Below are 26,561 nucleotides of genomic sequence, written 5' to 3'. Positions count from 1 at the left end.
GCCGAACGCGCGGCGTCGATTACTCTTTGACGGCTCGCGCCCGGTGACTACGCACAAACAGGTAACGACTTCGCCTGACGATGGGACACGCGTGAATCTATGGAATTACGTCCGGGGACGGGGTGAGTTCCTGACGTTTCTCACGTATCAGCACGCCTCTCTGGCATTTCAAACGGTCCTGGTCGGGACGGTGATCGCGGTCCTCGTCGCGGTGGCGGTATATCGGCTCCCGCTGTTGTCCTCGCTCACCCTTACTTCCAGCCGGGTCGCGCTGACCATTCCCTCGCTCGCCTTGCTCGCGCTGCTGCTGGTCCCGTTCGGACTCGGCGTCGTCCCGTCGTTCATCATGCTCGCGTTCTTCGCCGCGTTGCCGGTTATCGGCAATGCCATCGTCGGGTTGCGCTCGGTGCCGGCGTCGGTGATCGAATCCGCGCGCGGCATCGGGTTTTCCCGCTGGCGCATTCTGCTGACTGTCGAATTGCCGATCGCCTGGCCGGTGATTCTCACCGGCATTCGGGTGTCCACCCAGATGATCGTCGGCGTCGCCGCGATCGTCGCCTACGTCCTCGGCCCCGGCCTCGGCTCGCTGATCTTCAACGGACTCTCCCGCCTCGGCGGCGCGAACGCCATCGAAATGGCCCTGACCGGAACCATTCTCATCGTCCTCATCGCGTTGGTGTTCGACGCGCTCCTCGTCCTGCTCGGACGCCTCACGATCGCAAAGGGACTGTCATGACAGAAGTGACCAGCCGGCCCGCTTCGGCGGAGCGCAATGTGACCGGTGCGGCGATCAAGCTCGACGGGGTCGTCAAGCGGTACAAGGGGCAGGACAACGCGGCGGTCGAGCGCCTGGACCTGGAGATCGACGCGGGCGAGATCGTCGCGTTCGTCGGGCCGTCCGGGTGCGGCAAGACGACCACGTTGAAGATGATCAATCGGCTGATCGAGCCGTCCGAGGGGCGGATCTTCATCGGCGGCCGCGATGTCACCCGGGAGGATCCGGACAAGCTGCGGCAGTCGATCGGGTATGTCATCCAGTCCGGTGGCCTGTTCCCGCACTGGACGGTCGCCAAGAATGTCGGCGCCATCCCGCGGGTGCTCGGCTGGGACAAGAAGCGGATCGCCGAGCGCACCGAGTACCTGCTCGATCTGGTCGGGCTCGATCCGGGCACGTTCGCCGATCGGCTGCCCAAGGACATGTCCGGCGGCCAGCAGCAGCGGGTCGGCGTCGCGCGCGCCCTGGCCGCGGATCCGCCGGTGTTGCTGATGGACGAGCCGTTCGGCGCGGTGGACCCGATCACCCGGGTTCGCTTGCAGGACAGCCTGATCGCGATCCAGCACGAGCTCGGCAAGACCATCGTGGTCGTCACCCACGACTTCGAAGAGGCGACCAAACTCGGCGACAAGGTGCTGATCCTGTCCGAGGGCGGGCACATCGAGCAGTACGCGCGACCGGAGGAGATCCTCACCGATCCGGCGACGCCGTTCGTGGAGGAGTTCGTCGGATCCGGCGCGAAACTGGCCTATCTGACCGTGCAGCGGGTGCGAGATGTCGACTACGACAAGGTGATCACCGCGCGGGTCGGCGAGTCCGCGTCGGCCGTGATCGCCCGCGCGAAGGCGGCCGGGCACACCTGGGTCGTGGTGGTGGACGAGGCGGGACGGCCGCGGTCGTGGCCGTCGCTGACCGAAGTGGCGACCAAGCCGGAGGTTTCGGACTTCCTCGATCGCCGGTTGCCGGTGGTCGCGCGCTCCTCGACGCTCAACGACGCTCTCGACGCGATGCTGGCCGCGAGCCAGGGCGCGGCGCTGGTCACCGACGGTCGCGGCGCGGTGGTCGGCTCGCTCAGCATCGGGTCGGTGACCGAGACGATCCAGGCCAAGCTCGCCGAGGTGCGCTCGGCGGAGGCGGACCTCTCTTACGAAACCTACGTCGACGGAACGGATCCCGCGCCGACCCCGGTGGTGGCGGCCGACGAGGAGCCCGGATCGGGCGAGCCGTCATGAGCCGCCGCGTTCCGCTCGACGTCTGGTTCGAGCCGATCATCATCGCGGTCATCGGCATCGGCTACGTGCTCTGGTATCGGTCGACCACGTTCACGCCGACCGAGCAGGCGTCGCTGGGCTGGGACAACCTGCAAACCACGATTCTCGCGCACATCAAACTGACCGTGGTGGCCACGCTGATCGTGGTCGTCGTCGCGATTCCGCTGGGCATCGCGCTGACCCGGCCCGCGTTGAAGCGCCTGGAACCCATCGCGGTGAACGTCGCCAATATCGGTCAGGCCGCACCTGCAGTCGGCCTGCTCGTCTTGTTCACGTTCTGGTTGGGCACCGGGTTCCGCACGGCGATCGTGGGTCTGGTGGTGTACGCGATCCTGCCGATCTTGCAGAACACGATCGTCGGGCTGCGGCAGGTGGATCACCGGACGATCGAGGCGTCGCGTGGTATCGGATATTCGGGTAGCCGCACGCTGTTCCAGGTGGAGTTGCCGCTCGCGGTGCCGGTGATTCTGAACGGTGTGCGGACGGCGCTGGTGATTCTGGTCGGGACGGCGACGTTGAGCACGTTCATCGGCGCGACCAGTCTGGGCACGCTGATCACCACCGGGGTCACGCTGTTCCTGCCGAAGTTGCTGATTTCCGGGGCGATTCTGGTCGGGTTGCTCGCGTTGAGCATCGACTGGCTCGGCCGGCTGGTCGAACTCGCCGCGACCCCGCGGGGGATCTCATGAAATCGACACGCGTCGCGCTGCTTTCCACACTTCTCGTGACGATGCTCGCCGGGTGCGGTCTGGTCAGCTCGTCCGGGACGTTCCACGAGGCGCATCTGCCCGGCGGGGAGCAGCCGCTCGACGGGGCTGAACTGGTCGTGACCTCGAAGAGCTTCACCGAGGGTGTGCTGCTCGGCAAGATCACCGCGACCTACCTGGCCGCGGCGGGCGCCCAGGTGAAAGACCTCACGGGCGCACCGGGTTCCGCGTCCTCTCGCCAAGCCCAGCTCAACGGTGACGCCGACATTCTCTGGGAATACACCGGCACCGGATGGGTCAACTATCACAACGAGACCGAGACGATCGCGGACCCGAAGGAACTCTGGCAGCGAGTCAACGCGGTCGAGAAGCGCGATCACAATCTCGAGTGGTTGCCGCCGGCGAACTTCAACGACACGTACGCGTTCGCCGCGTCGACGCCGAATGCCGAACGGTTGCAGGTGAAGTCGCTCTCGGATGTGGCGAAGCTGCCGGTGCCCGATCGGACCTTCTGTGTCGACGACGAATTCTTCAGTCGCTCCGACGGATTCATTCCGATGTTGCAGAAATACGGTGTGCCCTATAACGATCCGAATGGTGTTCCGTCGGGGAACGTCACCCGGATGGACGCCGGTGTCGTCTACACCGCGACCTCCAAGGGCGCGCCGTGCAACTTCGGCATGGTGTACACCACCGACGGCCGGGTCAAGAACCTGAATCTTGTTGCCCTCGACGACGATAAGAAGTTCTTCCTCCCCTACAGCGGCACCGCCGTGGTGCGCGGCGCGATCCTCGACCGCTACCCGCAGCTGCGCGGCCTGATCGGGACGATCTCCGAACATCTGACCGATCAGCTGATGCAGGAGCTCAACGGCCGCGTCGATATCGACGGCGAGGATCCGGCCGATGTGGCATATGACTGGTTGAAGAAGGAAAAACTGATCGCCTAGGGGCCGTTTCAGGGTTGTCCCGGAGGCGAATACCGGCCTGCGGGGTGACGACCGGGTCGGCCGGTGCTGCCTAGTGTGCCTGCATGACACTTGGGCGGCACGCGGATCTGTCGGCGCCGGCGGCGGATCGGCGGCGAACGGCGCAGCGCGGGGTCGGCATCTTCCTGGTCGGGCTGGTCGTGTTGTCCGCGCCCGCCATGATCTACGCGGTGATCGCGCAGAACGAGATCGCGGTCCTGTTCCTGATGTGGGCGCCGGGCGTGGCCGGCCTGATCAGCCGGTTGGTGTTGCGGGAAGGGTTCGGCGATATCTCGCTGCGGCTCGGCGGGCGGCGCACCTGGTGGGCGTTGCTGATCGGGCTCGGCTATCCGGTGGGCGTCGCGGCGGCCGCCTATGGTGTGGGCTGGGCGAGCGGGCTGGCCCAGTTCATCACTCCCGCAGGCGCATCCACCGGATGGGTCGCGTTCGGTGGTGAACTGCTGGTCGGTCTCGGGCTGGGTACGGCGATCGGAGTGGTGTTCGCGCTGGGCGAGGAACTCGGGTGGCGCGGGTATCTGCTCACCCGGCTCATCGATGCGGGGGTGCCGCGGCCGATCATGGTCAGCGGATTGGTCTGGGCCGCTTGGCATCTGCCGTTGATTCTCGGCGGCAGTTATCTGACCGGCAACGGCGGATCGGTGCCGTTGATCGCCGTGCTCTTCGTGGTCCAGGTGACGGTGGTGTCGTACGTGTTCGCCCGGCTGCGGCTCGACACCGGCAGCATCTGGCCGGCCGTCGTGCTGCACGCATCGTGGAACAGCGTGATCCAGAGCGTGTTCGACCCGCACACGTCGGGTTCGCAGGCCTGGCTGTGGCTCGGCGAGCAGGGCGTGCTGACGCTCGCCGCCAACGTGGTCGGCGTCGTGCTGGTCTACCGGCTGTCGGGCAGATTCCTGCGGCAACCGCCGACGTGAATCTGCCCGGCCGAGACGATCAGTTCGACGCGGGATCCGCGGCCGGGCTCAACAGCACGAGCGGGATTTCACGAGTGGTCTTCTCCTGGTAACCGGCGTACACCTTCTGCGCGGCGGTTACCCGCGGCCACAGGGCGGCCCGCTCGGCGGCGTCGGCGACCTTGGCGATCATCGGCACGCGCGGTCCGCTGCGCACCGAGACCTGCACGTTCGGGTTGTCCCGCAGGTTCAGGAACCAGGCCGGATGCGTCGGGTCGCCGCCGCGGGAGGCGACCACCACGTAGGTGTCCCCGTCGACGATCGGCGCGGTCAGCATCACCGCGTGCTCGCGCCCCGACTTGCGTCCGGTGGTCACGAGCTCGACCGACGGCATCCCGCCGAAGTCGTTGCCCAATTTCCCGCAACTGACCTTCAACAGCACCCGATGCGCTGTATTCATCGTCTTGAGAGCGAAATTCGATGGCATGAGGTTCCTCACCACGCTGAACGCGACCGAGCTCTGACGTTGCCCAGACTACCGGTACCGGATACCTGCGCAATAGCCCGGATCGAACTCTCCCCCGGCGCCGGCTACGGGGTCTTGCTGCCGGAGGACGGCACGGTCGCATGGGCCGCCAGACCGTCGGCCATGCGCTGCATGGTGCGGCGCATGACGGTGCGCATCAGCCAGCCCAATCCCCAACGGGCGGTGTAGGTTCCGTACCAGTGGATGGTGGTGCCGCCGTTCGCCGCGGGCACCAGGTCGACGACCGCCTGGTAGTCCCGGATGGCCCAGTTGAACTCGTCCTCGTAGGTGAGGCGCTTCTCCTCGTCCAGGCCGATCAGCCGTTCGGCGGTGACGATTCGCCCGGTGCGGAACGCGCGGACCGTGCCGACCCGATCGCGGCCGTCGGGATCGAGGCCGCTGGAGCGTTCGGTGTCCAGTGCGTCGATGGGCGACCATTCGGGCCAGGTGCGGGCATCGATCAGCAGGCGCCAGATGTCGGCGGGCGAGGCGGTCGAGGTCGCGGTCGCGTCATAGCTCTGCATGGCTGGAGATCCTTTCGTTCACTGCCGGCATCGACCCGGGACGCGAGAGTTGCTGCGCCGCTTCGAAACTAAGCGAGTGGAAGGTCGGGGACCAGGTGCGCGATTGCCGAACATCGATCAGTTCCTGCTGCGATACACCGACGGCCGGACACCGACGTGCCGCAGAAACGTCGTGGACAGCGCGCCGGGGCTGGCGAATCCACAGCGGACGGCGACCTGTTCGATGGTGAGCGTAGTACCGGACAGCAACCGTCGCGCGTGCTCGATGCGCAGCCGGGTGAGGTAGCGGTGCGGCGTCTCGCCGGTCGCGGCCCGGAAGACCCGGATGAAGTGGAACACGCTCAGGTGCAGTTCGGCGGCGATGTCGGACAGCGTCAGCGATTCCGCCAGCCGGTCGCGCATGATGGCGGTGGCGGCCCGGACCGCAGCGTGCTCGGGACCGGCCAGCCGGTCCCGCTTGCCCTCGGTGAGCAGGTGCGTGACCAGGAAAGCCGCGGCGCTTTCGGCGTAAAGATCGTTCTCCGGTTCGACGCCGGGCAGGGCGCGAACGAGCTGTTCGACGAGTGCGTCGCCGGCCCGCAACCTGGCCGCCAGCGCCTCGAAGTCCGGCCTCGACCGGCCCGCCTGGGCCGCCGCCCGATCGATCGTCGCCGACGGAATGTGCACCTGGACAGTACGCATCGCGGATGCGCCGCGATAACCGACCACGCTCGCCCGGCCGGGCACCATGAGTTCCAGCGTGCCCGGCACCCAGCGGCGCATCGAGTTCTCGTCGGCGTGCGTGCGCATGACCGCGTCACCGGCTACGCACAGCACCAGGTGCAGATCGGACACTCCGGGCAGCGCGACGTCTTCGGCCTCGGTGGCGTGCTCGAACGTCTGCACGAGCAGCGACCGCCAGCTGGCGTCGTGCCAGCTGCAATACGTGCGCCGCACGTGCGCGGGCAGGTCGGCGAAGTCCGCGTACGGTGCCAGATCGAAGGTTTGCGAGTCGAACACCACACCAGCGTAGGACGATAGGACGACTTCTATTGGACCTTGACCAGCTTGATCGTGCCTGCTCCCTCGGCGCCGGAGAGGTAGTCGATCAGCACGCGATCGCCCGCTTTCAGCGGAATATCGCTGTCCACCACCGGATCTCGTGCGATGACTTCCTCGCAGTCCTCGGTGATCAGGACCCCGAAGCCCTCGTACCTACCGGCGTACCACTTGTCGACGACCGCCCACATCCGTCAGCTCCCGCCTGTCGAGTTTGCCGTTCGCCCGACTGTAGCCGCAGGTCAGGGCAATTCTTGGGGGTTGGCGGGGGTGTGTCGGGCGGCGCACTCAGGTCGTTGTCCTCGATGCCGCACCGTCCTGGATCAGCGCGCGGAGTTCAGCGGCGAGTTCGGCGGTGGCGGCGACGATGCCGCTCCAGCGGCGGGTGAGGTCGGTGTCGAAGCCGATCGGGCGGTCGAACGCGTCGAGGACGGCGCCGCCGGACGCGCCGACCAGGATCGTCGCGGCGGCGATGTCCATCAGGCGGTGAGTGTCGCTGCCCGCGTCGACGAAGGCATCGATGGCGCCGGTCGCGACGAACGCCGCGTCCAGCGTGCTGCAACTGAGGATGCGGATTCGACCGGCGGTCTCGGCGACTCGGGACCACGCCTCCCAGTTACGCGGATGCGGCCGCAACATGGATACCGCTGCGCCGGCGACCGTCGTGCGGCCGCTGGTGCGGAACTCGCTGTGCTCGCGGGTGGCCCACCAGCGCTCGTCGGTGTGCAGCCACACGGTCAAGGCCTCGGTGAACTCGCCGTCGATGGCCACCGCCGCACTGAAACAGGCCAGCGGGATGCCGGCGGCCGCATTGGCGGAACCATCCACGGGATCGACGACCAGGGTCACCGCCGACCCCACATCCACCCAACCGCGTTCCTCGGAAAGCACATTGACCCCGGCGGCGGTGGCCGCGGCGATGATCGCGTCCTCGACCAGCACGTCGATGAACATCGTCGGGGTTCCGTCGGCACCCTCCATCCTGATGGCGCTCAGTTCGGCGGGCGAATGCTTCGCCAGCGCGTCGCGGTGCGCGAGCACGGCCGCATCCGCTGCGGCGAGCAGCGCCTTGTTCGCTTCGACACCAACAGGATTCGAGATGATCATGGAAAAACTCCGGGGTTGGGACGAACTAGGACAGTGCGCGGCGGACCCACATCGCGACGCCTTCGACGGCCAGCACGACGGCGAAGACCATCAGGACGATCGTGGTGACGACGTCGAACTGAAGAACACGCGCGGCGTTCATCAGGTAGAAGCCGATACCGCCAGCACCGACGACACCGAGCAGCGTGGCGGCGCGAATATTGACGTCCAGCTGGTAGAACACGTGCGCCGCCAGCGCGGGAGCGCATTGCCGCACCGTCGCCGCGACGAACACCTGCGGCCGGGTCGCCCCGGCCGCGGACACCGCCTGCTGCACGCGCACGTCGGACTCCTCCAGCGAATCCGCGATGAGCTTGCCGAGCAGGCCGACCGCGCCGACCGCCAAGGCCAGGGCGCCCGCGGGCGCGCCAAGCCCGGTGATGACGATGAAGATGATCGCGAAGATCAGGTCCGGGATGCCGCGCACGACGACGATGACGATCCGGAAGAACCGCGCGATGCCCGGCGTCGGCGCGACGTTGCGGGCCGCGAGCAGGCCGATCGGCACGGCGAGCACCAGACCGAGAAACGTTGCGGCCAGCGCGATCTGGACCGTGACGAGCAGCTGCGCGAACAGTTCGCCGCCGATGCCGCCCGTGCTCGGCGGGACGAACAGACCGAGCGTGGTCCACAGCGTGGAGATGCTGTCGGCCATGCGCGAGACATCGATACCCGCGCCCCACACCGACGCGATCAGGATCAATGCCGTCAGCCCGAAGTACGCGGCGCGTCGAATCCGCCCCGCCGACCACGGCGGACTGATCGGATGCGGCTTGGCCACGACCGCAACGGGTCCGCCGTCTACCCATCCGCTCGTCACCCGGTGCCGGAGCTTGCTCCACCACCCGGCCCGCCTCGGCGACTGCGCGCCGAGCATGGCCGAGCGCACCGCGCCGGAGATCGTCTCGATCACGATGCACAGCCCGACGATCAACAGCGCCAACGCGATTCCGCGCCGATAGTGCAGGGTCTTCATCGCCAGGGACAGTTCCATGCCGATCCCGCCGACGCCGACGTACCCGAGCAGCACCGAGGCCCGCAGGTTGATGTCGAACCGGTGCAGCGCGGTGGCGATGAACGCGGGCATCGCCTGCGGCACAACGCCTCCGGTGATCTGCTGCGACCACGTCGCCCCGGCGGCCCGCAACGCGTCCCGCGGTCCCGCCGGGGTGTCCTCGATCGCGTCGGCGTACATCTTGCCGACCATGCCGACGGAATGGATGGCCAGCGCCAGGATGCCCGCCGCGGGGCCGAGCCCGAACAGGCGCAAAAACACGATGGCCAAGACGATTTCGGGCAATGCGCGCGTCACGACGATGACCGCGCGCATAGTCCAGCGCAGCCAGCCGTGCCGATTGGTGTTGCGGGCGGCGGCCAGCGACACCGGCACACTGAGCGCGACGCTCAATGCCGTTGCGCAGGTGACGATGGCGAGGGTCTGCGCGGTCATCCGCACGACCTCGCCGAAGGGCGGGAAGTCCAGTGGGAAGATCCGGGAGACGAAATCGACGGCGTTGCCGATGCTGTCGACGAAGGTGGCCAGGTTGAGTTGCAGCGACGCCACCGACCACAGCGAGGCGATCAACCACACCGTATAGACGACGGCGACACCGATCGCCGTACCCGACGGCCGACGCAATGTCGCCGGCTCCGGCGCGCGAACCGGCAACTGAACGACCGTGGCGTTCATGCGAATTGGGTGGTCGAGGCGGCGACGCTCGAGTAGATCGACATCGTAGCGTTGCGATCCAGCGCCGAAACCTGCTTGTCCAGCACAATTCGCCCGGAGCGCAGCCCGACCAGGCGATGCGCCCAGGACACCGCCAGCTCGACCTGGTGCAGGCTGCACAGCACGGTCAGGTTGTCCTCGGCGGCGACCTGCGCAATCAAGGCCATGACCTGCGCCGACGACTCGGGATCCAGCGACGCCACCGGCTCGTCCGCGAGCAGGATCTTCGGCCGCTGCACCAGCGCCCTGGCCACCGCGACGCGCTGCTGCTGCCCGCCGGAGAGCGTGTCGGCCCGCTGAAACGGCCGGTCCGCCAACCCGACTCGATCGAGTTGCGCCATCGCCGCCGAGCGCACCGACTTCGGATACATGAACAGCCCGATGCGCGGACCGCGCAACGTGCCGAGCGCGCCGGTGCACACGTTCTCCAGCACCGACATGCTGCCGACGAGATGGAACTGCTGGAACACGAAACCCACCCGGCGGCGCAGCGCGCGCAGCTCGCCGCCGCGCGCCGAGCCCATGTCTTGGCCGAGTACCGTCACCGTGCCGGAGCTGGGCAGATGCAGGCCGTCGAGTAGCCGCAGCAGCGTCGACTTACCCGAGCCGGACAGGCCGAGCAGCGCGACCACCTCCCCCGGATACACCTCGAGCGACACGTCGTCGAGCGCGCTGAGCCGTGGACCGAAATCCTTGCGCACGTGGTCGAGGCGGATGGCCGGTCGCAGGATGTGGTCGATGGTCGCGCCGAGCGCGACGTCCGCGGGCACGCCGGTCACGACTGGCAGACCTTCGCCTTGGTGATCCGGCAGACGTTGCGGACCCCGTCGTAGAGCGAATCCTGCACCACCGCATAGCCGTACGCGGCCTCGGGCAGCTGGCAGCTCTTCTCGTCGGTGCACGTCCCGGCCTGGATCAGGGCCGGCTTGTTCAGCTGGTCGCGGAACACGGCGGTCAGCTTCGCCTGCAACTCCGGGGAGAGCTTGCTGCTCATCGCCACCGGGCTCGCGGCGATGGTCTCCGACTTCCACAGCACGGTGATGTCGCCGGGCTTGATCTGGTTCTTCTCCAGCAGGGTCTTGTCCACGATCGTGTCGTAGGCGAATCCCCCGTCGCACTGACCGCTGTTGACCGCCAGCACCGACGCGTCGTGACCACCGGCGAAGACGGGCGTGATGTCCTTCTCCGGATCGACGCCCGCCGCCTTCAGCCCCGCGGACGGGTAGAGGTAGCCGGAAGTCGAAGAGGGGTCGACGAAGCAGACCGTCTTACCGCGAAAGTCGGTCAGGCTCTTGATATTCGACCCCGCCTTGACGATGCCGTAGGACAGGTAACCGGGCGCGGCGCCCGCCTGCTTGATCGGCGCGGCGATCGGAACCGTCGGCACGCCACTGTCTTTCGCGGTGACGTAGGAGAACGGCCCGTAGCCGGCCAGCTGGATCTTGCCCGCGCGCTGGCCCTCGATCACGGCCGCGTAGTCGGTGGCGTTCTGGAATTGCACGGGGTGGCCGGTCGACTTCTCGATGGCGTCGGCGACCAGCTTGTACTGCTGTTGCAGGCTCTGCGAGTTCTCCGAGGGGATGGACGCGAACACCAGCGTCTGCGGATCTTCCGCGGTGCCCGCGTCGGTTTTCACAGCGCTGCTGCCGCAACCGGCGAGCACGGCGACCGCCGCGATCGCGGCGGCAGCGAACAAAGGGCGAACCTTGCTACCCATGAAGTCTGTCTCCTTCTGTGCCCCGAGGTCCGGGCCTTGAAGCGGGGGCGGGCGAGACCGCACCGCAGGGTCGAGCGTCCGCGACCGCCGTGTCCCCCGCTCCAACCGCCAGTGAATCCCGGCGAAACGCGCAGGGGCAGGTGGCGCGAGTTGTTCAGCACGGCGCGGACAACTCGACCGCGGCGTCAGTGCGCCCGCAGCACCGATCGGACGACGGGACAACCGTGTTCGAGGCTGATCAGCACGAGATCCGCGCGCTGGCCCGGCGTGAGCGCGCCGCGATCGGACAGTCCGACCGCGGCCGCGGGTCCGCTGGTGATCAGCGCGACGGCCGCGTGCAGCGGCATGGTCGCGTTGTCGGCGAGGTTGAACGCGGCACCGAGCAGCGAGGACGGCAGGTAGTCCGACGCCAGCGCGGTCACCAGGTCGAGTCCGGCCAGTTCCGCGGCCGACACATTGCCCGAATGCGAGCCGCCACGCAGGATGTTCGGGCCGCCCATCACCACCGACATGCCGCGCACGCGCGCCTCGCGGGCCGCCTCCTCGGTGGTGGGGAACTCCGCGACATTGCCGCCGCGGCGGGCCAGGTCGGCGATCTCCACCGCGGATTCGGGGTCGTGGCCGAAGATCCGCACCCGGCCGGTTCCGGCCTGCCGGGCCAGCCAGTCCATCGAATCCTCGCGGACCGCGACGTTGCCCGCCCGGTCGCGGATGAGTTCGTCCACGGCGTCGCGGGCCTGCTCGGCGTTCATTCCGCGCATGCCGACCATGTACTTCTCGTAGAACGTGCGGTCGGCGTACTGCCCGATGCCCGGGGTGTGATCCTCGTGCGAGATGACGGCCTGGGCGTCGCGCCGGATTCGGCCGGCCGCGACCTGCTGTTCGAAATGGCCTTGCAGCGCGGCCAAACCGGCCGCCGAACGCACGTCGAGCCGGTACAGTACCCGGTGATCGACCAGGCGGCTGACGCTGTCGCGGCCGTTCCACTCGGCGATGGCCTCGCACATCTGTAGCGCGGCCGCCACGCTGCGCCGGTCCTTCGCCGACTCCTGATCGGAGAACGACGCGCCGTGGAAGACGGTCGTGACGCCGGCCGCGCGCAACTTGCCCTCGAAGGACATCATCGAGAACAGCCAGGGCAGTTCGGCGCCCGGGCGCGGCATGCGCTCGCGTTCGAGTCCGTCGGAGTGCACGTCCACCAGGCCGGGGGTGCAGATGAGTCCGCCGCCGTCGACATCGACCGCGGTGCCCGGCCGGGTCGGGCCGACCTCGACGATGCGGCCGTCGCGGACGACGATGCGCGCGTCGTCGAGGACGCGGTCGGCCAGCACGGCGCGGACGTGTCCGAGCACGTAGTCGCGCGGTGACTGCGGTAGCGACCAGGCGCGGGGCTGTTCCAAGGTGTGTGTCATGCCGCTGCTCCCAATACTTCGGCGGGGGTGCCCTGTTCCACGATCCGGCCGTCACGGAAGCGGATCACGCGCGACGCCAGCTGCCGCATCGCGGCCAAGTCGTGGAAGACGGCCAGTACGGCGACGCCACGGGCGGACAGCGACGCGATGAGTTCCAGGGCGCGTTCGCGATTGGTCGGGTCGAGGGCGGAGACGGGCTCGTCGAGCAGCAGCAGGCGGGGTGGGTGCACGGTGCCTGCGGCGATGTTCACCCGTTGGCGTTCACCACCGGACAGGACGCCGCAGTCGACGTCCCAGAGGGTTTCGTCCAAGGCCAAGCGGCGCAGCGATTCGACCGCGGCGTCGCGTGCGTCGGCACGGCCGAGGCCGCGGCGACGGCCCGCCGCGGCAACGACTTCCAGCGGTCCGGTGCGGGGCGGCGCGGAAAGGAATTGGGAGACATAGCCGAGTTCGCGGCCGCGCAGCCGGGCCATCTCGCGATCACCGAGCGTGGTCAATTCCACTGGGCCGGTGTCGGTTCCGAGGGTGACGGTGCCCGCGTCGGGCAGGTAGCTGCGGTGCACGCAGCGCAGCAGGCTGGATTTGCCCGCGCCGCTGGGTCCGGCCAGCGCGACGTGCTCGCCGGCCGCGACGTCGAGGTCGACGCCGTGCAGCGAGGTCACGGTGCGGCCGTCGATGGTGTGCAGGGTGAAGGTCTTGCGCAGTCCGCGCACGGAAAGCACTGGGACGCCGGGTGATTGATCGTTCATGGTCACCTCCATGGGCATGGCCGGGTTCACCTGCGCGCGGACGCGACGAGGCGCTGGGTGTAGGGGTGGTGCGGGTCTTGGAACAGCTGGTCGGTGAGGCCGGATTCGACCACGCGGCCGACGTTCATCACCAGGCAGCGATCGGTGAGGGCTTCGATGACGGCGAAGTCGTGGCTGACCACCACGGCGGCGGTGTCGCGTTCGGCGAGCAGTTTGCGCAGCAGGTCGAGCACGCCGGCCGCGACCGAGGCATCGAGGCCGGTGGTCGGCTCGTCCAGGAGCAGCACCCGCGGGTCGGTGGCCAGCGCCTTGGCGATCTGCACCCGCTGGCGCATGCCGCCGGAGAAGGTATGCACGGCGTCGTCCATCCGATCCAGCGGCACCTCTACCTGTTCCAGCAGGTAGGCGGCTCGGTCGCGGATCTCGTGGTAGTTACGCCAGCCTGCGGCGGTGAGGCGTTCGGCGATATTGCCGCCGGCGGAGACGCGCATGGTCAGGCCGTCGGCCGGGTTCTGGTGGACCAGGCCGAGGGTGTCGATGCGGAGCGCACGGCGGGCCGCGGCGTCCAGGCCGAAGACGTCGGTACGGCCGGAGCCGACCGTGGTGAGGAACATCGTTCCCGCCGTTGCGGTTTCCTCGCCGACCAGGCAGCGCAGCACCGTGGACTTGCCGGAGCCGGACTCGCCGATCAGGCCGAGCGCCTCGCCGGGCGCGACGTCGAAGCTGACGTCCCAGGCGGCGACGACCGCGCCGGTGCGCGGGCTGATGGCGGTGCCGGCTTCCGGGCCGGTGCCGGGAACCGCTGCGGCGCCGCCTGGTCCGTGAACCTTGCCGACACCGTGCACGGCGAGGGTCCAGCCGTCCGGGGTGGCGGGAACCGGGCGGGTGGCGAGTTCCACCGGGTCGCGGCGGACCGCGTCGGCGGCGGCGCGGACGCGGCGGGCCGGGTCGGGCAGGTAGCGCAGAGGTGCGTGCTCGGTGTGCGCGGCAGCGTCCACGTCGCCGGTGAGAGTTCTTGTGCACCATTCGATGTCGCTGCACGACTGACGACCGCCCGGTGCCTCGACCAGGAACGTGTCGGCTGAACCACAACGGGCGCAGCGCTGTTCGGCGTCGCCCTCGACCTCGAAGGGAACATCGTCGAAGGTCAGCGGCCGCACGTCGGTGTAGGGCGGGACCGCGAAGATGCGCTTCTCCCGGCCCGCGCCGAACAGCGACAGCTGCGGGGAATCGTTGAGCCGCGGCACATCCCAGCGCGGGATCGGCGTGGTGATCATGACGTAGCGGCCGTTCACCAGCACCGGGTAGCCGGTGGTCTTGGTGATGACGCCGTTGCGGACCAGGTCCTCGTAGAGGCTCACCCAGATCATCGAGTAGTCGGCCTCGGCGTGCATGCGGGCGCACTCGCGCACCGAAGTCTGCACTCCGCGTAGCGGTTCGGCGACCGGCACCTGCAAGACCAGGGTCTGGCCCTCGACCAGCGGTTCCTCGGGGACGCGGTGCCTGGTCTGCACGACGGTGCTCTCGCGGGTGTCCTGGGTTTGCCCGCAGTGCTCGCTGGCCACGATCAGCCGGCGCAGGTTGGTGGCGTTGACGCCGTCGTCGTCGCCCTGGTCGATGACCTTGACCGTGTCGGCGGGGCCGAGCAGGCCGAGGGTGACCTGGAGGCCGCCCGAGCCCCAGCCGCGGGCCACTGGCATCTCCCGCGAGCCGAACGGGACCTGGTAGCCGGGGATGCAGACGGCGGCCAGTGTGGCGCGGCGGATTTCGCGTTTGGAGCCCTCGTCGAGGATGCCGGGCGTGATCGCGGCTTCGTCGATGGCGGCGAATACCGTTGCCATGGTGGGCGTTTCGGCATCCGTGGCGGTGATGGTCATCAGCAGGTCCTTCCGATCGAGTCCGCGATCCGATCGCTCACGTCCGCGTCGATGTCGCGCACCGCGCGCTTGCGGTCGATCATCGAGCGGAACGTGACGTAGTGCGGCAGCTTGAGGTGTTCGAGGAAGCCGCAGGAATCCAGGCCGTCCGTGGTCAGCAGCAGGACCTGCTCGAGTCCGTCGACGTCGCCGAAGCGGCGCCAGGCGATGTCGAGATTGGCCATGGCGATGGCCTTGCGCTCGTTGTGGCCGAAGCAGAGGCCGTAGCCGACGTCGAAGCGGCTGCGGTCCTCCTCGACGCCGTCGAGGTCCTCGATGGCCTCGCATTCCGAGGCTCGAATGTGACCGAGCGACACGGGGTTTCCGGTGTGCGGGTGGGTGACGCGCAGCGGCAGCCGTCCGTGGCGGACCTCGCCGAGGGTGACCTCGTGCAGGTTGCCCTCCGGGCCGCGGATGGAGCGGTACCAGGTGCTGATCAGCGAGCCGGTTTCGGCGCGAGCCATGCTGGCCAGGATCGCCGAGCGCGGGGCCGGTGGCCGGGCCGGGTGTTTGGTGATGTCGAACGGCTCGGGGTCCGGTGTGTCCGCAGCGGGGCGGTTGTCGACCAGCAGGTCCATTTCGCGCAGCATGTCGGAGAAGCGGCGTGGGTGTCGTTGTGCCCCGGTGCGTTCGGCTTCGGCCGGCTGCTCCGCCTCTACGACGACCGGGGTCGGTTGCGCGTTCCGGTCCAGCATGCGGCCGGTGTAATCGCTGGTGCGGCCGAGTAGTTGCGGGCCGTCCGGGGTGCGGTGGGCGGGGACGATCCGGCGCAGGACCACCATCTCGTCGGGGTCGATCGGCTCGCTCACCGCGAGTCGCGGCAGCGTCGACTGGTGGGCGCGGACCAGGTGGGTGGCCTCGATGACGTCACCCTCCGCCTGACGTAGCGCGTCGGCGGCGGTGTTCTCGTCGTACAGTCCGCCTTCGCCCATCACACGATCGACCGCGAGGCGCATACGTCCGGTGATCTGCTCGGTGGTCAACCATGGTGCGGGGTCGTGGTTTCGCGCGCCGTGCACCAGGGACTCGGCGGCGAGGATCGCGTCCAGGCCGCCGCGGGCTCCTGAATATCCCATGTCAGTTGGCCTTTCGGGGGTCGACGACGGCGGTGCGCGGAATGCCGACCAGGCCGCCGTCGGGATCTACCAGGAGCAGGTCGGTTCCGGCGGGGAAGCCGATCAGGCGTTCGCGTACCGACCACAGCTCGGAATCGAATCCGGCCGGGGCGAATTCGATCGGCTCGCGCACGCCGGGGCCGCTGAGTCGCACGCTGGTCCCGCCGGACAAAGCGGCAACGGCACAGATCACGGTGGCTCCGGACTCCGGGGCGAGGGCGGTGCCGACGGCGACCGCACTGAATTCGGCCGCGGTGAGCGGGCGTAATGCGGTCACATATTTCGCGGTCTGCAAAGTCGCAGCGGGTGCTCCGGTGGCCACGGCGACGACCGTGTCCCAGCCGTCGTCGTCCAGCAGATGAATGCCGGTCTCGAGGTCTGCGAGGCACAGCACCGGGAGCAGGGCCGCCGGAAAGTCGGTGCGGGGTAGGGACACCGCGATGCCGGGACGGGCGAACGCGTCGAGAACGGCGCGAAATACACGCTGCGTCTGGTCCGGTCGTAGGGCCGCGCCGAGGGCGGTCACGGTCATCAGGTCAACTCCTCGAATTGCACGATGGTGGGGGCCAGTTGCGCCCATTCGCTGCGCTCGGCCGCGCGCTGATCGTTCTCGACGCGGGCGCACAGGTGCAGGACCCGATCACGCTGCGCGCGTTCGGCTTCGACCTCGGCGGCACAGACGGCCGCGGCGAGCGTCGCTCTGCGGTTGTCCCCCATCCGCATGGCCCAGCCCCGGGTACCGCCGAGCAGCACCTCGGCCCGGCAGGCCAGTACCGCGCCGAGGAAGAAGCGGTCGTGCGCGATCGGCTCGCGCACCTGCGCGGCGATCGAACCGATCTCGGGCGCGGTCAGGACCGCGAATTCGGCGCCGTCGGCCAGGCACGCGTCGGCCAGTTCGACCAGGTCGCGTTCCGGCGCCACCGCGAGCAGCTCGGCGACGCGTTCGCGACTGTAGACAGGGGAAGTCACTGCTGTACAACCTCTTTCAGATAGTTCGGATCGGCGGCGGACCGCGTGGGCGCGGTGCCGATCTCCATCACGACGCGCACAGCGTCGCCGCGCATCCAGGACGTGCTGTAAGTGAGTGGGCGGCCGGTGCCGGCGTCGCGGTTGACCGACTCGACCACCCACACCGGGGTGGCCGTGATCAGCTGCAACCGCTCCTGCACCTCGGGCGAGGGAATGTCGGAGGCGACCCGGCACCACGACCTGACCGCGTGCACGTGTCCCATCTGGCGGAGCACCTCGTCGAGCGACTCCTCGACGCGCATGCCCGCCGCCAGATCCGGAACCGCCTCGTAGGCAACCCATTCCGAGCCGCACGCGGCGATCGCGTCATTGATGTAGCTCAGCCGCGTCATATGATGCGCGAGCGTGCCCGGCTCGACCTCCAGCCGGTGCGCGGAATCCGCCGGGAGCGGGGCCAGCGCCGACTCCCGGACTACCGACCGCGGTACGGCACCCGCCGCCAGCACCGTGCGATGCCAGGACGGCCGCCGGTCCCCCGAGATGACGTAGTCGATCCGTTCACTGACGAACGTGCCCGACCCGCGCACCCGCCGCACCCGCAACCGGCGCTCCAACTCCTGCACCGCCGCGCGGGCCGCGGCCCGGCTGACCCCGAACCGCTCCATCAACGTGTGCTCGCTGTCGAGCCGGGTGCCGGGTCGCAGCCCCGCGATCTCGCCTTCCAGCTCGTCCGCGATAGCTCGGTACCGCTGCTCTGTCATGCCACGACAATGGCCGGACGGGTTGTACGGACAACTGCCCCGCAGGTAACCGGGGCGGAAACTCCACTGAACGCGCGGGCAAGTTGTCTCGATGGTCGCGCGCCGGCCCGTCTACGACTCCGGCGGTTGTTCCTGCTGCGCGTGCCCGGCACTACTGCCAGGATGTGCGCATGGTCGACAGCGCGAATCCCGACGTACCGGTCTCGAACAACGCCTTCGATTACGACGCGGAGCTGCGTCGTTACCATCGGCGGTTGCGCGACGCGATCGAGGTGAAACCTGGTGACCAGGTTCTCGACATCGGTTGCGGCACCGGTCAGCTCACCCGCGACGCCGCGCGGCTCGCACACCAGGGCGGCGCGCTCGGCGTGGACATCTCGACGACGATGCTGGCGACCGCGGTCCAGCTCAGCGCCGCCGAGGACGTCGACAACGTGCGCTTCGAACAGGCTGACGCGCAAACCCATCCGTTCCCGCCGGACCATTTCGACCTCACCGTCAGCCGATTCGGCACCATGTTCTTCGCCGATCCGGTTGCGGCGTTCACCAATATCAGCCGCGCGTTGCGGCCCGGTTCGCGGCTGGTGCAACTGGTTTGGCAAGCCGGTGATCAGCAGGAATGGGTTGTCGCGATCCGTGCGGCACTCGCGGGCGCACCGATCACCGCCCCGGTGGGCGGGGCGTTTTCCCTCGCCGATCCGGCGACGGCACACAGCATTCTCACCGCCGCCGGATTCACCGAGGTCGATGTCACCGACGCGTCCGAGCCGGTCTATTACGGCAAGGATCCCGAAGACGGCGTCGATTCCGTGCTCGCTTTACGCATGGCAGGCGAATTGCTCAGCGAATTCGACGCCGCCGAAACCGAGCGGGCGCTCGACCGGCTCCGCGCCGTCATGACGGCGCATCACACCGCCGACGGCGTGTGGTTCGGCTCGCGCGCCTGGATCATCACGGCCGGGATCTGAGCCTCAGGGCCAGTACTGCGCGCGGATCTTCCGTTTGAACAGCTTCCCGGTGTCTTCGCGAGGCAGATTGTCGTCGAAGACAACAACTTTCGGCACCTTGTAACCGGCCAGATTGGCGCGGATGTGTTCACGCACCGCGTCGGCGGTGACGCCGTCGGCCTCGACGTGCGCGGCGACCGATTCGCCGAGATCGTTGTCGGGGATGCCGAATACCGCAGCATCCCGGACGCCGGGGAGTTCGAGCAGACAGGCCTCGATTTCGACGGGATAGATGTTCACGCCGCCGGAGATGATCATGTCGATGCTGCGGTCGTTGAGGTAGAGGAACCCGTCATGGTCGAGATATCCGATATCGCCGATGTCCAGGAAGCCCTCGCGTTCCATGTCGGCCCGCTTGCCCGGATTCTGGTGATAGGTGAAGTTCGGCCAGCTCGACGGTGGTCGCATATAGATCCGGCCGGACTCGCCGACGGGCAGCAGATCGCCGGCATCGGAGTAGATGCGGATCGCCGCGTCCGCGATCGGCGCACCGACCGTGCCGGGGTGATCGAGCCACTGCTTGCTGTCGCAGGCGACGCAGCCGCCGGTTTCGGAGCCGCCGTAGTATTCACGCACGATCGGCCCGAGCCAGTCGATGATGCGGCGCTTGATTTCCGGCGAGCACGGGGCGGCGGCGTGCACGATCACCTTCAGTGAGGACAGGTCGTAGCGGTTGCGGACCTCCTCGGGCAGGCGCAGCAGGCGGACGAACATCGTCGGGACCGCCTGGAAATGGTCGATGCGATGGGCTTCGATCAGCCGCAGCAGTTCTTCGGGGTCGAACCTCGGCATGATCGTCAGGTCGATGCCGGCCGCGGCACTGACGAGGCACTGCACGTTGGGCGCGGTGTGATAGATCGGCGCGGGAGCCAGGGTGCGCATCCCGGGCTCCAAACCGAACGTACCGAACACCAGTCGGGCGAGGGCTTGGCTCTGTTCGGGTGTGGTCGAATCGCGGATGATGCCTTTGGGCCGCCCGGTGGTGCCCGAGGTGTAGATCATGGATTGCGGTGCCTGCGTGGGTGGTTGGGACCACGGCTGCTGCTCGGTGAGCCAGTCCTCGTAGTCGAGGTGCCGCCCGGTCGGCGGCGCGGATTCGCGGCGCACCTCGATCACGGTCCGGTCGCCGGCGACGGCTTCGACGGTCGGGACCAGATCGGTGTGGGCGAAGATGACCCGGCTGCCGCTGTCGTCGAGCAGGAAGGCGAGTTCGGCGTCTTTCCAATGCCAGTTCACCGGCACCGGGATCGCCCCGAGCAGCCCCGCACCCAGGCTGGCCTCGACGAAGGCGACGTCGTTGTGCAGGTAGATCGCGACCCGGTCACCGGCCACAATGCCCTGTGCGGCAAGCCCGCTGGCCACCCGCGCGGCACGCGCCCGCAACTCGGCATAACTACGGACGGTCTGCCCACATCGGATTTCGGCCATTATTCCTCAATCATCGTTGATCGAAACACGTGATCCACCAGCATAATTCGATTCAGTCGGCGATTCTCGAGGTACGCCAGATGTAGAAACTTGCCTGAGCCGAACTCACCGCACTCCTCGATCGCCGAAAACGACACCGCCGCAGAGGCGGCCGTACCGGTTCGGCCCGATCAGGGCAGGACGGTCAGTGCGCCGTCTCGATACTGTTCGCGGACAACGTATCTGCGGACTTTTCCGCTGGAGGTCAGGGGGACCGAGCCTGCGGTCACCAAAACCACGTCGTCGAGGCGTAATCCGTGGTGCTCGCCGACTGCTCGGCGCACGGCGGTGACGATCTCGGTCTTGTCGACCTCCTCGGCGTTGCGGTCCCGGTTCAGTTCGGCGACGACGACCAGGGCGGGTTCGTCGCGGTCGAGCACCTGGAAGGCCACGCAGCGGTCGGGGCGCAGCGCGGGGTGGGAGTCCATCGCGGACGCTTCGATGTCGGAGGGGTAGTGGTTGTATCCGTCGACGATGATCAGGTCTTTGCGGCGGCCGGTGACGTAAAGCTGTCCCTCGTGCACGAATCCGAGGTCGCCGGTGCGCAGGAAGTGGCCGTCGCGGCCGGTGACGGTGGCGGCGAAGGTGTCTGCCGTCGCCTCGGGTGCGTCCCAGTAGCCGAGGCCGATGCTGTCGCCGCGCAGGCAGATCTCGCCGACCTGCCCGTCCGGCAGTGGGGTGTTCGTGTCGGGGTCGGTGAGGAGGAGTTCGTAGGCGTCGTTGAGTTCGCCGCTGGCGACCAGGCGGCGACCGCCGCTCGCTACCGGTTCGACGCGGCCCTTGGCGAGTGCGGTGGGATCCACCTCGACGGTGGTGAGCCCGCTGCCGCGGGGACCGCCGGTCACCAAAAGCGTTGCCTCGGCGAGGCCGTAGCAGGGGAACAGGCTGTGCGCGTCGAAACCTGACGCACGGAAATGATCCGCGAAGGCGGCCATGGTGTCCGCGCGAACGGGTTCCGCGCCACAGAGCGCGACCCGCAGCGGCGACAGGTCATAGGTCGCGACCTGCTCGGCGGACACCCGTCGCACGCAGAGGGCGAAGGAGAAGTTGGGCGCAACGGTGTGGGTCGCGCCGAACTTCGACATCGCCGCGATCCACCGGGCCGGCCGCTGCACAAAAGCCAAGGGGGACATACTGATAACGGTCGAGTCGCTGTACACCGGATAGGTGACCATGCTGAGCAGACCCATGTCGTGGAAGGTCGGCAACCAGGCCACGCCGACGCCCGCGCCGATCTGACCGGTGACCAATCTCAGGTTGGCCAGTACATTCCCGTGCGTGAGCGCGACGCCCTTCGGCTCTCCGGTCGACCCGGACGAATACTGCAAATGGGCGATGGTGTCACCGGTGATGCCCGGATCACGGTAACCGTCGGCCTCGGACAGCTCGACCCGGTCGGTCACAACCGTGCGCAGCGCAGCGAATCCGTCGGCCTCGGCCAGTACCGGCGTCAGCAGCGGCTCGATATCGGCGCTGGTGAGCAGCAGCCGCGCGCCGGAATTACCGGCGATCGACGCCAGCCGAGCCAGACTGTCCGCCAACTTGTTCGGCTGCGGCGGCGCCACCGGCACCGCGACCACACCGGCATAGAGACATCCGTAGAAGCCGACCACGAATTCCAGTCCGGGCGCGTAGAGCAGCAATGCCCGATCCCCCGGTCGGGCGACCGACGCCAGATGCGCGGCTACCGCGCGAGCCGCGCGATCCAGCTGCGGGAACGTCATGGTCGCCGTGACCTGGTCGCCGTCACCGAGATGATGGAACCGCACCGGGTCGGGCGTGGCCGCAGCGCGGGCGGCCAGCATCTCCGCGAGGGTGGCGGGTTCGTCCGCGAAATAGGTTGTCATGCTTGCACTCCTGACGTCCGGTGCCGGACATTCGCTTCGGCACTGGCGGATTCGGCCGGGCGCAGCGGATAACGACGGGGCACTCGGTCGCCGACGACGGCCCCGACGTAACGGGTGCCGAGGCCGAATTGATGGACATATCGCGCGGGCAGATCGACGCCGTCGACCCCCGAAACCACCGCGCGCCCCGCCTGATCGGCGCTCAGCTCGATCGTGTCGGGCGAGACCGTCAGCCCGCTGCCCAGCCATTTGAGGTAGCTCTCCTTCGCCACCCAGTGGCGCAGAAAGCGCCCGTGGTCCGCGCCCACCCGCTCCCGCTCACGCGGCGTGAGCACCCGCGGCGCCAATCCGGCCAGATCGAAGTAGGCGTCGAGCGATTCGGCATCGACCCCGATCGAACCGGACCCGGCGATCGCGATGACGGCGAGCCCATCGGTGTGCGTGAGATTGAATGCCGGTGCCGCGCAGGCCAATCCCGGCTTGCCGTGCTCCCCCACGGTGAACGCCAGATCCGCGGGCGCGGTTCCGGCATACGCGGCAAGCACGCGCCGCATCGTCGCCCGGATACGGATGTAGTCGGCCGCGAAGGCAGCAGTATCGAACCGGTCGCTGCGCGCGAGCTCCTCGGACGACAACACCAGACGGTCACCGGCGCAACACTTCCCGTTCAGCCCGAACCACCACAGAGCGACACCGTCGGGCGCGATCGTCCGGCGCGGGGCGGTGTCGCCGCTCATAACGAGCCCAGCACGCAGTGCCGCACCCGCCGAAGCACGGTGTCACGGTGCGTGATCGGGAAGAAGTGCCCACCCGGCACCAGCCGAATATCGACCCCGGCCGAACCGCACTCGGCCCACGGCTCGAGTTCGGCCATCGACACGTGGGTGTCGGAACTGCCGCTGAGCACGGTGATCGGCACGTCGAGCGGCGGCTCCGGCACGTAACGGTAGGTCTGGTCGACCCCGAGATCCGCCCGCATCAAACCCAGTACCTGCGCACGCATCTGCGGGTCGTCGAGGACCTCCTCGGGGGTGCCACCGAGGCGGTACACGATCTCCAGCAACGTCGAGTCGGACGCCATGCGGACCCACGGCAGCCGCGACGGCTTGTGCGGCGCACGCCGTCCCGACACGATCAGATGCGCAGGCCGCGGCCCCGCGCCCGCGCTGAGCCTGCGGGCCAGCTCGTAGGCGACGAGGGCGCCCAGGCTGTGCCCGAACAGCACGAACGGTTCGCGCCATTCGCCGTCCATTACCGCGAGCAGGTCGTCGAGCAGCGGTCCGAGTTGCTCGAAAGGCTCGTCGCGCAGCCGCAATTCGCGCCCCGGCGGTTGCAGCGGCACCACGTCCACCTCGGGCTGCAACTGCTTGCGCCACGGCAGGTAGGTCGACGCGCCGGCCCCGGCGTGCGGCAGGCAGTACAACGTCGTCGCCGCGCCGCCGGGCGGCGGGTAGGGCATCCATTTACGCGCGTCGATCGCGGGCGCGTTCATCGCCGGTGCTCCGCGGCGAGCGTCTGCACCGTGAGGTAGGCCGGTGGCGGCGGTGGCGCCTCGGCGGACGCGGCCAGCAGCGTAATGCCGTCCTGCTCACCGATTTCGGTGAACCCGGCGAACCGATAGGTGATGTACATGATCCGATTCCGTTCGGTAGGCACATATTCCGCGACCAGCCGGGCCCCGTCGGCCTGCGCCAGCCGGACCACATGATTCAGCAATACCGTCCCCACTCCCCGCGAAATCACCCGGCACGACATCAACAGCAGCTTGAGCCGCCACTGCTCGGCGCCGCGTTGCGCCAGCGCCAGCCCGACCTGCCCGTACGTCCCGTACTTGTCTTCCAGTTCGGCCATCAACAGCACATGATCATCGGAATCCGCGTGCGCGGCAAGCTCTTCGGCCGAGTACATCACCCCGGTCGAGTTCAGCTGATTGGTCCGCACGACCAGCTCTTCGGCGCGACCGATGTCCGCCGGACCCGCCGGACTGATGGTGAAGCGCATATCCAGCGTGGCCAGGAACTCGTCATTGGTACCGGAGAACTGGTCCTCGGCCGTCGAGCGTTCGATGCTCGCCTGATACATGTGCCGCCGCACCCGCGAGTCCGCGGTCACCTGCTTCGGCTGGAATTCCGGCCGGTCCGGCAACCCCGCCGCCTCCTCGGCATCGATGCAGAGCACCTCCGGGTGGGCGAATCCGACCTCGTCCCGCTCCAGCGCTTGGTCATCGACGAAGGCGAGCGTATCGATGCCGATATTCAGCCGCGCGGCGATTGTCGCGACCGAGGCGGATTTGTTGTCCCAGCTGATCTGCGGATGCAGGAAGTATTCGGCGATCCCCAGTTCGGTGAGCTTCGCGAGGGCGATTTCCGGATCGTTGCGACTGGCGACGGAATGCAGGATGCCGCGCTCGTCCAGCGCGACGATCGTTTCCCGGATGCCCGGCTTGAGCTCGGTGACCGCGGCGTTCTCCAGCAGGATCCCGTCCCACAGGGTGTGGTCCAGGTCCCAGACCACGCATTTGATGTAGCGGGGACGTTTACGCACGTTGGATGTCATCGGATTCCCTCGCCTTCCTGATCAATCGACCTCGACGACCCGAGCCTGATTGCGGCAGGCGTCGGTGGCGATGAGCACGTGTTGCATCTGGGTGCTGCCCTCGATGATCTCCATCACCTTCGCGTCGCGCAGATATCGGCCGACCGGATATTCGTCGCTGCATCCGCGCGCACCGTGCAGTTGCACCGCGTCATTGGCGGCGGCGACCGCGGAGGTGGCGGCGAATTGTTTGGCGATACAGGTCGACATGATGGTGTCGGGACTACCGGCATCCTTCAGCCGCGCGGCCTCGTGAACGAGAAGCCGGGCGGCGCGCGTATTGGTGGCGATGGTGGAGATCATCTGTTGCACGAGTTGGTGTTCGCGCAGCAACGACCCACCTTGATGCCGCGTATTGGCGTAACTCACGCAGGCTTGCAAGCAGGCCTGCAAGATGCCGACGCATCCGGCGGCGACGCTGAACCGCCCGATATCGAGCACTCCGGTCGCGATGGCCAAGCCCATCCCTTCGGGCCCGATGATCGCGTCGGCGCCGACCCGGCAGTTCTCGAACACGATCTCGGCGACCTGACTGCCGCGCGTTCCGGTAATGTGCGACACCGGGATTCGGCGAATCCCCGGACTCGCCGCGTCGACCAGGAACGCGGCCGGCCCACGCTCGGTGCGGGCGAACACGAGCAGCACGTCGGCCAGCTGACCACCCGTGACCCACAGCTTGTGACCGTTGATAACCCACTCGTCGCCGTCCCGCTCGGCGGTCGCTTGAAGCGCAGCGAAATCGCTGCCCGCCTCCGGCTCGGTCAGACAGAACGCGCCGAGCACCGCGCCGGTGACCATATCGGCCTGCCACCGCCGCTTCGCCGTCTCCGTCCCCCACCGATCCAGCGCGTACAACGCCATGGAGTGCACGGTCAGCAAGCTGCGCATGGACGAGCAGCCACGACCCACCTCCTCGTGCGCACGCGCGAAGGCGACCATGCCCGCACCGGTCCCGCCATCGGCCGCGGACAGCACCGCACCCCAAAGACCGCGTTCGGCGAACTCGGACACCATGATCGGGTCGATCCGGCCCGCGCGATCGAACTCGGCCGCCCGCGGCGCGACCACCTCGTCGACGAAGGCGGACATCGCCGCCCGCGACCAGTCGTGGCGCACCTCGGTCCGCACGGCCATCAGGCCACCTCGGTGACCGTGCCACGACCGTTGCTCAGCCTGCCGACCAGGTCGGTCATCACGTCCACGGTGCGGAAGTTGTCCAGGTTCAGCTCGTCATTGGGAATCCGGGCGTCGAGGTTCTGTTCGATGAACATGACCAGCTCCATCGCGAACAGCGAGTTGACGAAGCCGCTTTCGAAGATGTCGTGGTCGTCTTGCAGCTTCCCCTCGGGGAACCGCTTGGCGACGAATTCACGGAGTTCGGCACGGGCATCGGAGAACATAACTGCGA

The 26,561-nt window shown here is 68.2% G+C and carries 28 protein-coding genes; 6 read left to right on the top strand and 22 right to left on the bottom strand.

Features of this window, described 5'->3' with window-relative positions; all coding sequences use genetic code 11:
* Positions 1 to 91: 91 nt before the first annotated feature.
* The 5 genes from F3087_RS08105 to F3087_RS08085 all read left to right on the top strand — a co-directional run bounded on the left by F3087_RS08105 (position 92) and on the right by F3087_RS08085 (position 4,656).
* The gene (locus tag F3087_RS08105; RefSeq protein ID WP_150401229.1) at positions 92 to 736 is read left to right on the top strand and encodes an ABC transporter permease; all 645 of its coding nucleotides are present in this window, start codon (positions 92 to 94) and stop codon (positions 734 to 736) included.
* On the top strand, positions 733 to 2,007 hold the full coding sequence (locus tag F3087_RS08100; RefSeq protein WP_150401228.1) for an ABC transporter ATP-binding protein: 1,275 nt from the start codon (positions 733 to 735) through the stop codon (positions 2,005 to 2,007). The genes F3087_RS08105 and F3087_RS08100 overlap by 4 nt, the downstream gene beginning before the upstream one ends.
* Complete coding sequence (locus tag F3087_RS08095) at positions 2,004 to 2,735, top strand: ABC transporter permease (RefSeq protein ID WP_150401227.1); 732 nt, start codon at positions 2,004 to 2,006, stop codon at positions 2,733 to 2,735. The genes F3087_RS08100 and F3087_RS08095 overlap by 4 nt, the downstream gene beginning before the upstream one ends.
* On the top strand, positions 2,732 to 3,703 hold the full coding sequence (locus F3087_RS08090; protein ID WP_150401226.1) for a glycine betaine ABC transporter substrate-binding protein: 972 nt from the start codon (positions 2,732 to 2,734) through the stop codon (positions 3,701 to 3,703). The genes F3087_RS08095 and F3087_RS08090 overlap by 4 nt, the downstream gene beginning before the upstream one ends.
* Positions 3,704 to 3,786: 83 nt before the next feature.
* Positions 3,787 to 4,656, top strand: a complete 870-nt coding sequence (locus F3087_RS08085) for a CPBP family intramembrane glutamic endopeptidase (protein WP_150401225.1) — start codon at positions 3,787 to 3,789, stop codon at positions 4,654 to 4,656.
* A gap of 19 nt (positions 4,657 to 4,675) precedes the next feature.
* On the opposite strand, the gene F3087_RS08080 is transcribed toward F3087_RS08085, so the two are convergent.
* The 15 genes from F3087_RS08080 to F3087_RS08010 all read right to left on the bottom strand — a co-directional run bounded on the left by F3087_RS08080 (position 4,676) and on the right by F3087_RS08010 (position 18,237).
* A complete protein-coding gene (locus tag F3087_RS08080; protein WP_150401224.1) occupies positions 4,676 to 5,122 on the bottom strand; it encodes a nitroreductase/quinone reductase family protein in 447 nt (148 codons plus the stop codon).
* Between the two features lie 104 nt (positions 5,123 to 5,226).
* Entirely contained in the window at positions 5,227 to 5,685 is a 459-nt protein-coding gene (locus tag F3087_RS08075) for an SRPBCC family protein (protein ID WP_150401223.1), read from the bottom strand.
* 117 nt (positions 5,686 to 5,802) lie between these two features.
* Complete coding sequence (locus F3087_RS08070) at positions 5,803 to 6,684, bottom strand: helix-turn-helix domain-containing protein (RefSeq protein ID WP_191093852.1); 882 nt, start codon at positions 6,682 to 6,684, stop codon at positions 5,803 to 5,805.
* Between the two features lie 29 nt (positions 6,685 to 6,713).
* The gene (locus F3087_RS08065) at positions 6,714 to 6,914 is read right to left on the bottom strand and encodes a hypothetical protein (RefSeq protein ID WP_150401221.1); all 201 of its coding nucleotides are present in this window, start codon (positions 6,912 to 6,914) and stop codon (positions 6,714 to 6,716) included.
* A 97-nt stretch (positions 6,915 to 7,011) separates the two neighbouring features.
* Positions 7,012 to 7,830 (bottom strand): inositol monophosphatase family protein, encoded by an 819-nt coding sequence (locus tag F3087_RS08060; RefSeq protein WP_150401220.1) that lies wholly within the window; start codon positions 7,828 to 7,830, stop codon positions 7,012 to 7,014.
* 25 nt (positions 7,831 to 7,855) lie between these two features.
* Positions 7,856 to 9,559 carry a phosphonate ABC transporter, permease protein PhnE gene (gene phnE, locus F3087_RS08055; RefSeq protein WP_191093851.1) on the bottom strand — a complete coding sequence of 568 codons (1,704 nt, stop codon included), beginning with the start codon at positions 9,557 to 9,559 and terminating at the stop codon, positions 7,856 to 7,858.
* Positions 9,556 to 10,368, bottom strand: coding sequence for a phosphonate ABC transporter ATP-binding protein (phnC, locus tag F3087_RS08050; RefSeq protein WP_223885011.1), 813 nt, complete (start codon positions 10,366 to 10,368; stop codon positions 9,556 to 9,558). The genes phnE and phnC overlap by 4 nt, the downstream gene beginning before the upstream one ends.
* Positions 10,369 to 10,373: 5 nt before the next feature.
* Complete coding sequence (locus F3087_RS08045; RefSeq protein WP_150401219.1) at positions 10,374 to 11,315, bottom strand: phosphate/phosphite/phosphonate ABC transporter substrate-binding protein; 942 nt, start codon at positions 11,313 to 11,315, stop codon at positions 10,374 to 10,376.
* A 185-nt stretch (positions 11,316 to 11,500) separates the two neighbouring features.
* A complete protein-coding gene (locus F3087_RS08040) occupies positions 11,501 to 12,727 on the bottom strand; it encodes an alpha-D-ribose 1-methylphosphonate 5-triphosphate diphosphatase (RefSeq protein WP_150401218.1) in 1,227 nt (408 codons plus the stop codon).
* Entirely contained in the window at positions 12,724 to 13,476 is a 753-nt protein-coding gene (locus tag F3087_RS08035; RefSeq protein ID WP_150401217.1) for a phosphonate C-P lyase system protein PhnL, read from the bottom strand. The genes F3087_RS08040 and F3087_RS08035 overlap by 4 nt, the downstream gene beginning before the upstream one ends.
* A gap of 26 nt (positions 13,477 to 13,502) precedes the next feature.
* Positions 13,503 to 15,353 (bottom strand): alpha-D-ribose 1-methylphosphonate 5-phosphate C-P-lyase PhnJ, encoded by a 1,851-nt coding sequence (locus tag F3087_RS08030; RefSeq protein WP_150401216.1) that lies wholly within the window; start codon positions 15,351 to 15,353, stop codon positions 13,503 to 13,505.
* Positions 15,353 to 16,468, bottom strand: a complete 1,116-nt coding sequence (locus F3087_RS08025; RefSeq protein WP_150401215.1) for a carbon-phosphorus lyase complex subunit PhnI — start codon at positions 16,466 to 16,468, stop codon at positions 15,353 to 15,355. Before F3087_RS08025 ends, F3087_RS08030 begins: the two co-directional genes overlap by 1 nt.
* Position 16,469: 1 nt before the next feature.
* Positions 16,470 to 17,039: a phosphonate C-P lyase system protein PhnH gene (gene phnH / locus F3087_RS08020; protein WP_191093850.1), complete on the bottom strand. Its 570-nt coding sequence runs from the start codon at positions 17,037 to 17,039 to the stop codon at positions 16,470 to 16,472.
* On the bottom strand, positions 17,039 to 17,476 hold the full coding sequence (locus tag F3087_RS08015) for a phosphonate C-P lyase system protein PhnG (protein WP_150401213.1): 438 nt from the start codon (positions 17,474 to 17,476) through the stop codon (positions 17,039 to 17,041). Before F3087_RS08015 ends, phnH begins: the two co-directional genes overlap by 1 nt.
* A complete protein-coding gene (locus tag F3087_RS08010) occupies positions 17,473 to 18,237 on the bottom strand; it encodes a GntR family transcriptional regulator (RefSeq protein ID WP_150401212.1) in 765 nt (254 codons plus the stop codon). Before F3087_RS08010 ends, F3087_RS08015 begins: the two co-directional genes overlap by 4 nt.
* Positions 18,238 to 18,407: 170 nt before the next feature.
* Between F3087_RS08010 and F3087_RS08005 the strand changes: the two genes are divergently transcribed.
* The gene (locus tag F3087_RS08005) at positions 18,408 to 19,205 is read left to right on the top strand and encodes a class I SAM-dependent methyltransferase (protein ID WP_150401211.1); all 798 of its coding nucleotides are present in this window, start codon (positions 18,408 to 18,410) and stop codon (positions 19,203 to 19,205) included.
* A gap of 3 nt (positions 19,206 to 19,208) precedes the next feature.
* Here the strand turns inward: F3087_RS08005 and F3087_RS08000 are convergent, their stop codons facing one another.
* From F3087_RS08000 to F3087_RS07970, 7 genes are all read right to left on the bottom strand, one after another.
* Positions 19,209 to 20,672 (bottom strand): AMP-binding protein, encoded by a 1,464-nt coding sequence (locus F3087_RS08000; RefSeq protein WP_150401210.1) that lies wholly within the window; start codon positions 20,670 to 20,672, stop codon positions 19,209 to 19,211.
* A gap of 170 nt (positions 20,673 to 20,842) precedes the next feature.
* A complete protein-coding gene (locus tag F3087_RS07995; protein WP_191093849.1) occupies positions 20,843 to 22,558 on the bottom strand; it encodes a fatty acyl-AMP ligase in 1,716 nt (571 codons plus the stop codon).
* On the bottom strand, positions 22,555 to 23,295 hold the full coding sequence (locus F3087_RS07990; protein ID WP_150401208.1) for a 4'-phosphopantetheinyl transferase family protein: 741 nt from the start codon (positions 23,293 to 23,295) through the stop codon (positions 22,555 to 22,557). Before F3087_RS07990 ends, F3087_RS07995 begins: the two co-directional genes overlap by 4 nt.
* On the bottom strand, positions 23,292 to 24,050 hold the full coding sequence (locus tag F3087_RS07985; RefSeq protein ID WP_150401207.1) for a thioesterase II family protein: 759 nt from the start codon (positions 24,048 to 24,050) through the stop codon (positions 23,292 to 23,294). Before F3087_RS07985 ends, F3087_RS07990 begins: the two co-directional genes overlap by 4 nt.
* Positions 24,047 to 25,114 carry an HAD-IIIC family phosphatase gene (locus tag F3087_RS07980; RefSeq protein ID WP_150401206.1) on the bottom strand — a complete coding sequence of 356 codons (1,068 nt, stop codon included), beginning with the start codon at positions 25,112 to 25,114 and terminating at the stop codon, positions 24,047 to 24,049. Before F3087_RS07980 ends, F3087_RS07985 begins: the two co-directional genes overlap by 4 nt.
* Positions 25,115 to 25,135: 21 nt before the next feature.
* Positions 25,136 to 26,287: an acyl-CoA dehydrogenase family protein gene (locus F3087_RS07975; protein ID WP_150401205.1), complete on the bottom strand. Its 1,152-nt coding sequence runs from the start codon at positions 26,285 to 26,287 to the stop codon at positions 25,136 to 25,138.
* Complete coding sequence (locus F3087_RS07970; RefSeq protein ID WP_150401204.1) at positions 26,287 to 26,553, bottom strand: acyl carrier protein; 267 nt, start codon at positions 26,551 to 26,553, stop codon at positions 26,287 to 26,289. Before F3087_RS07970 ends, F3087_RS07975 begins: the two co-directional genes overlap by 1 nt.
* Positions 26,554 to 26,561 lie beyond the last annotated feature (8 nt).

Origin of the sequence: Nocardia colli (assembly GCF_008704205.1) — a bacterium.
Classification (GTDB): domain Bacteria; phylum Actinomycetota; class Actinomycetes; order Mycobacteriales; family Mycobacteriaceae; genus Nocardia; species Nocardia colli.
Note: the sequence above shows the minus strand (reverse complement) of the source record. Positions and strands in the feature narration are given on the sequence as shown.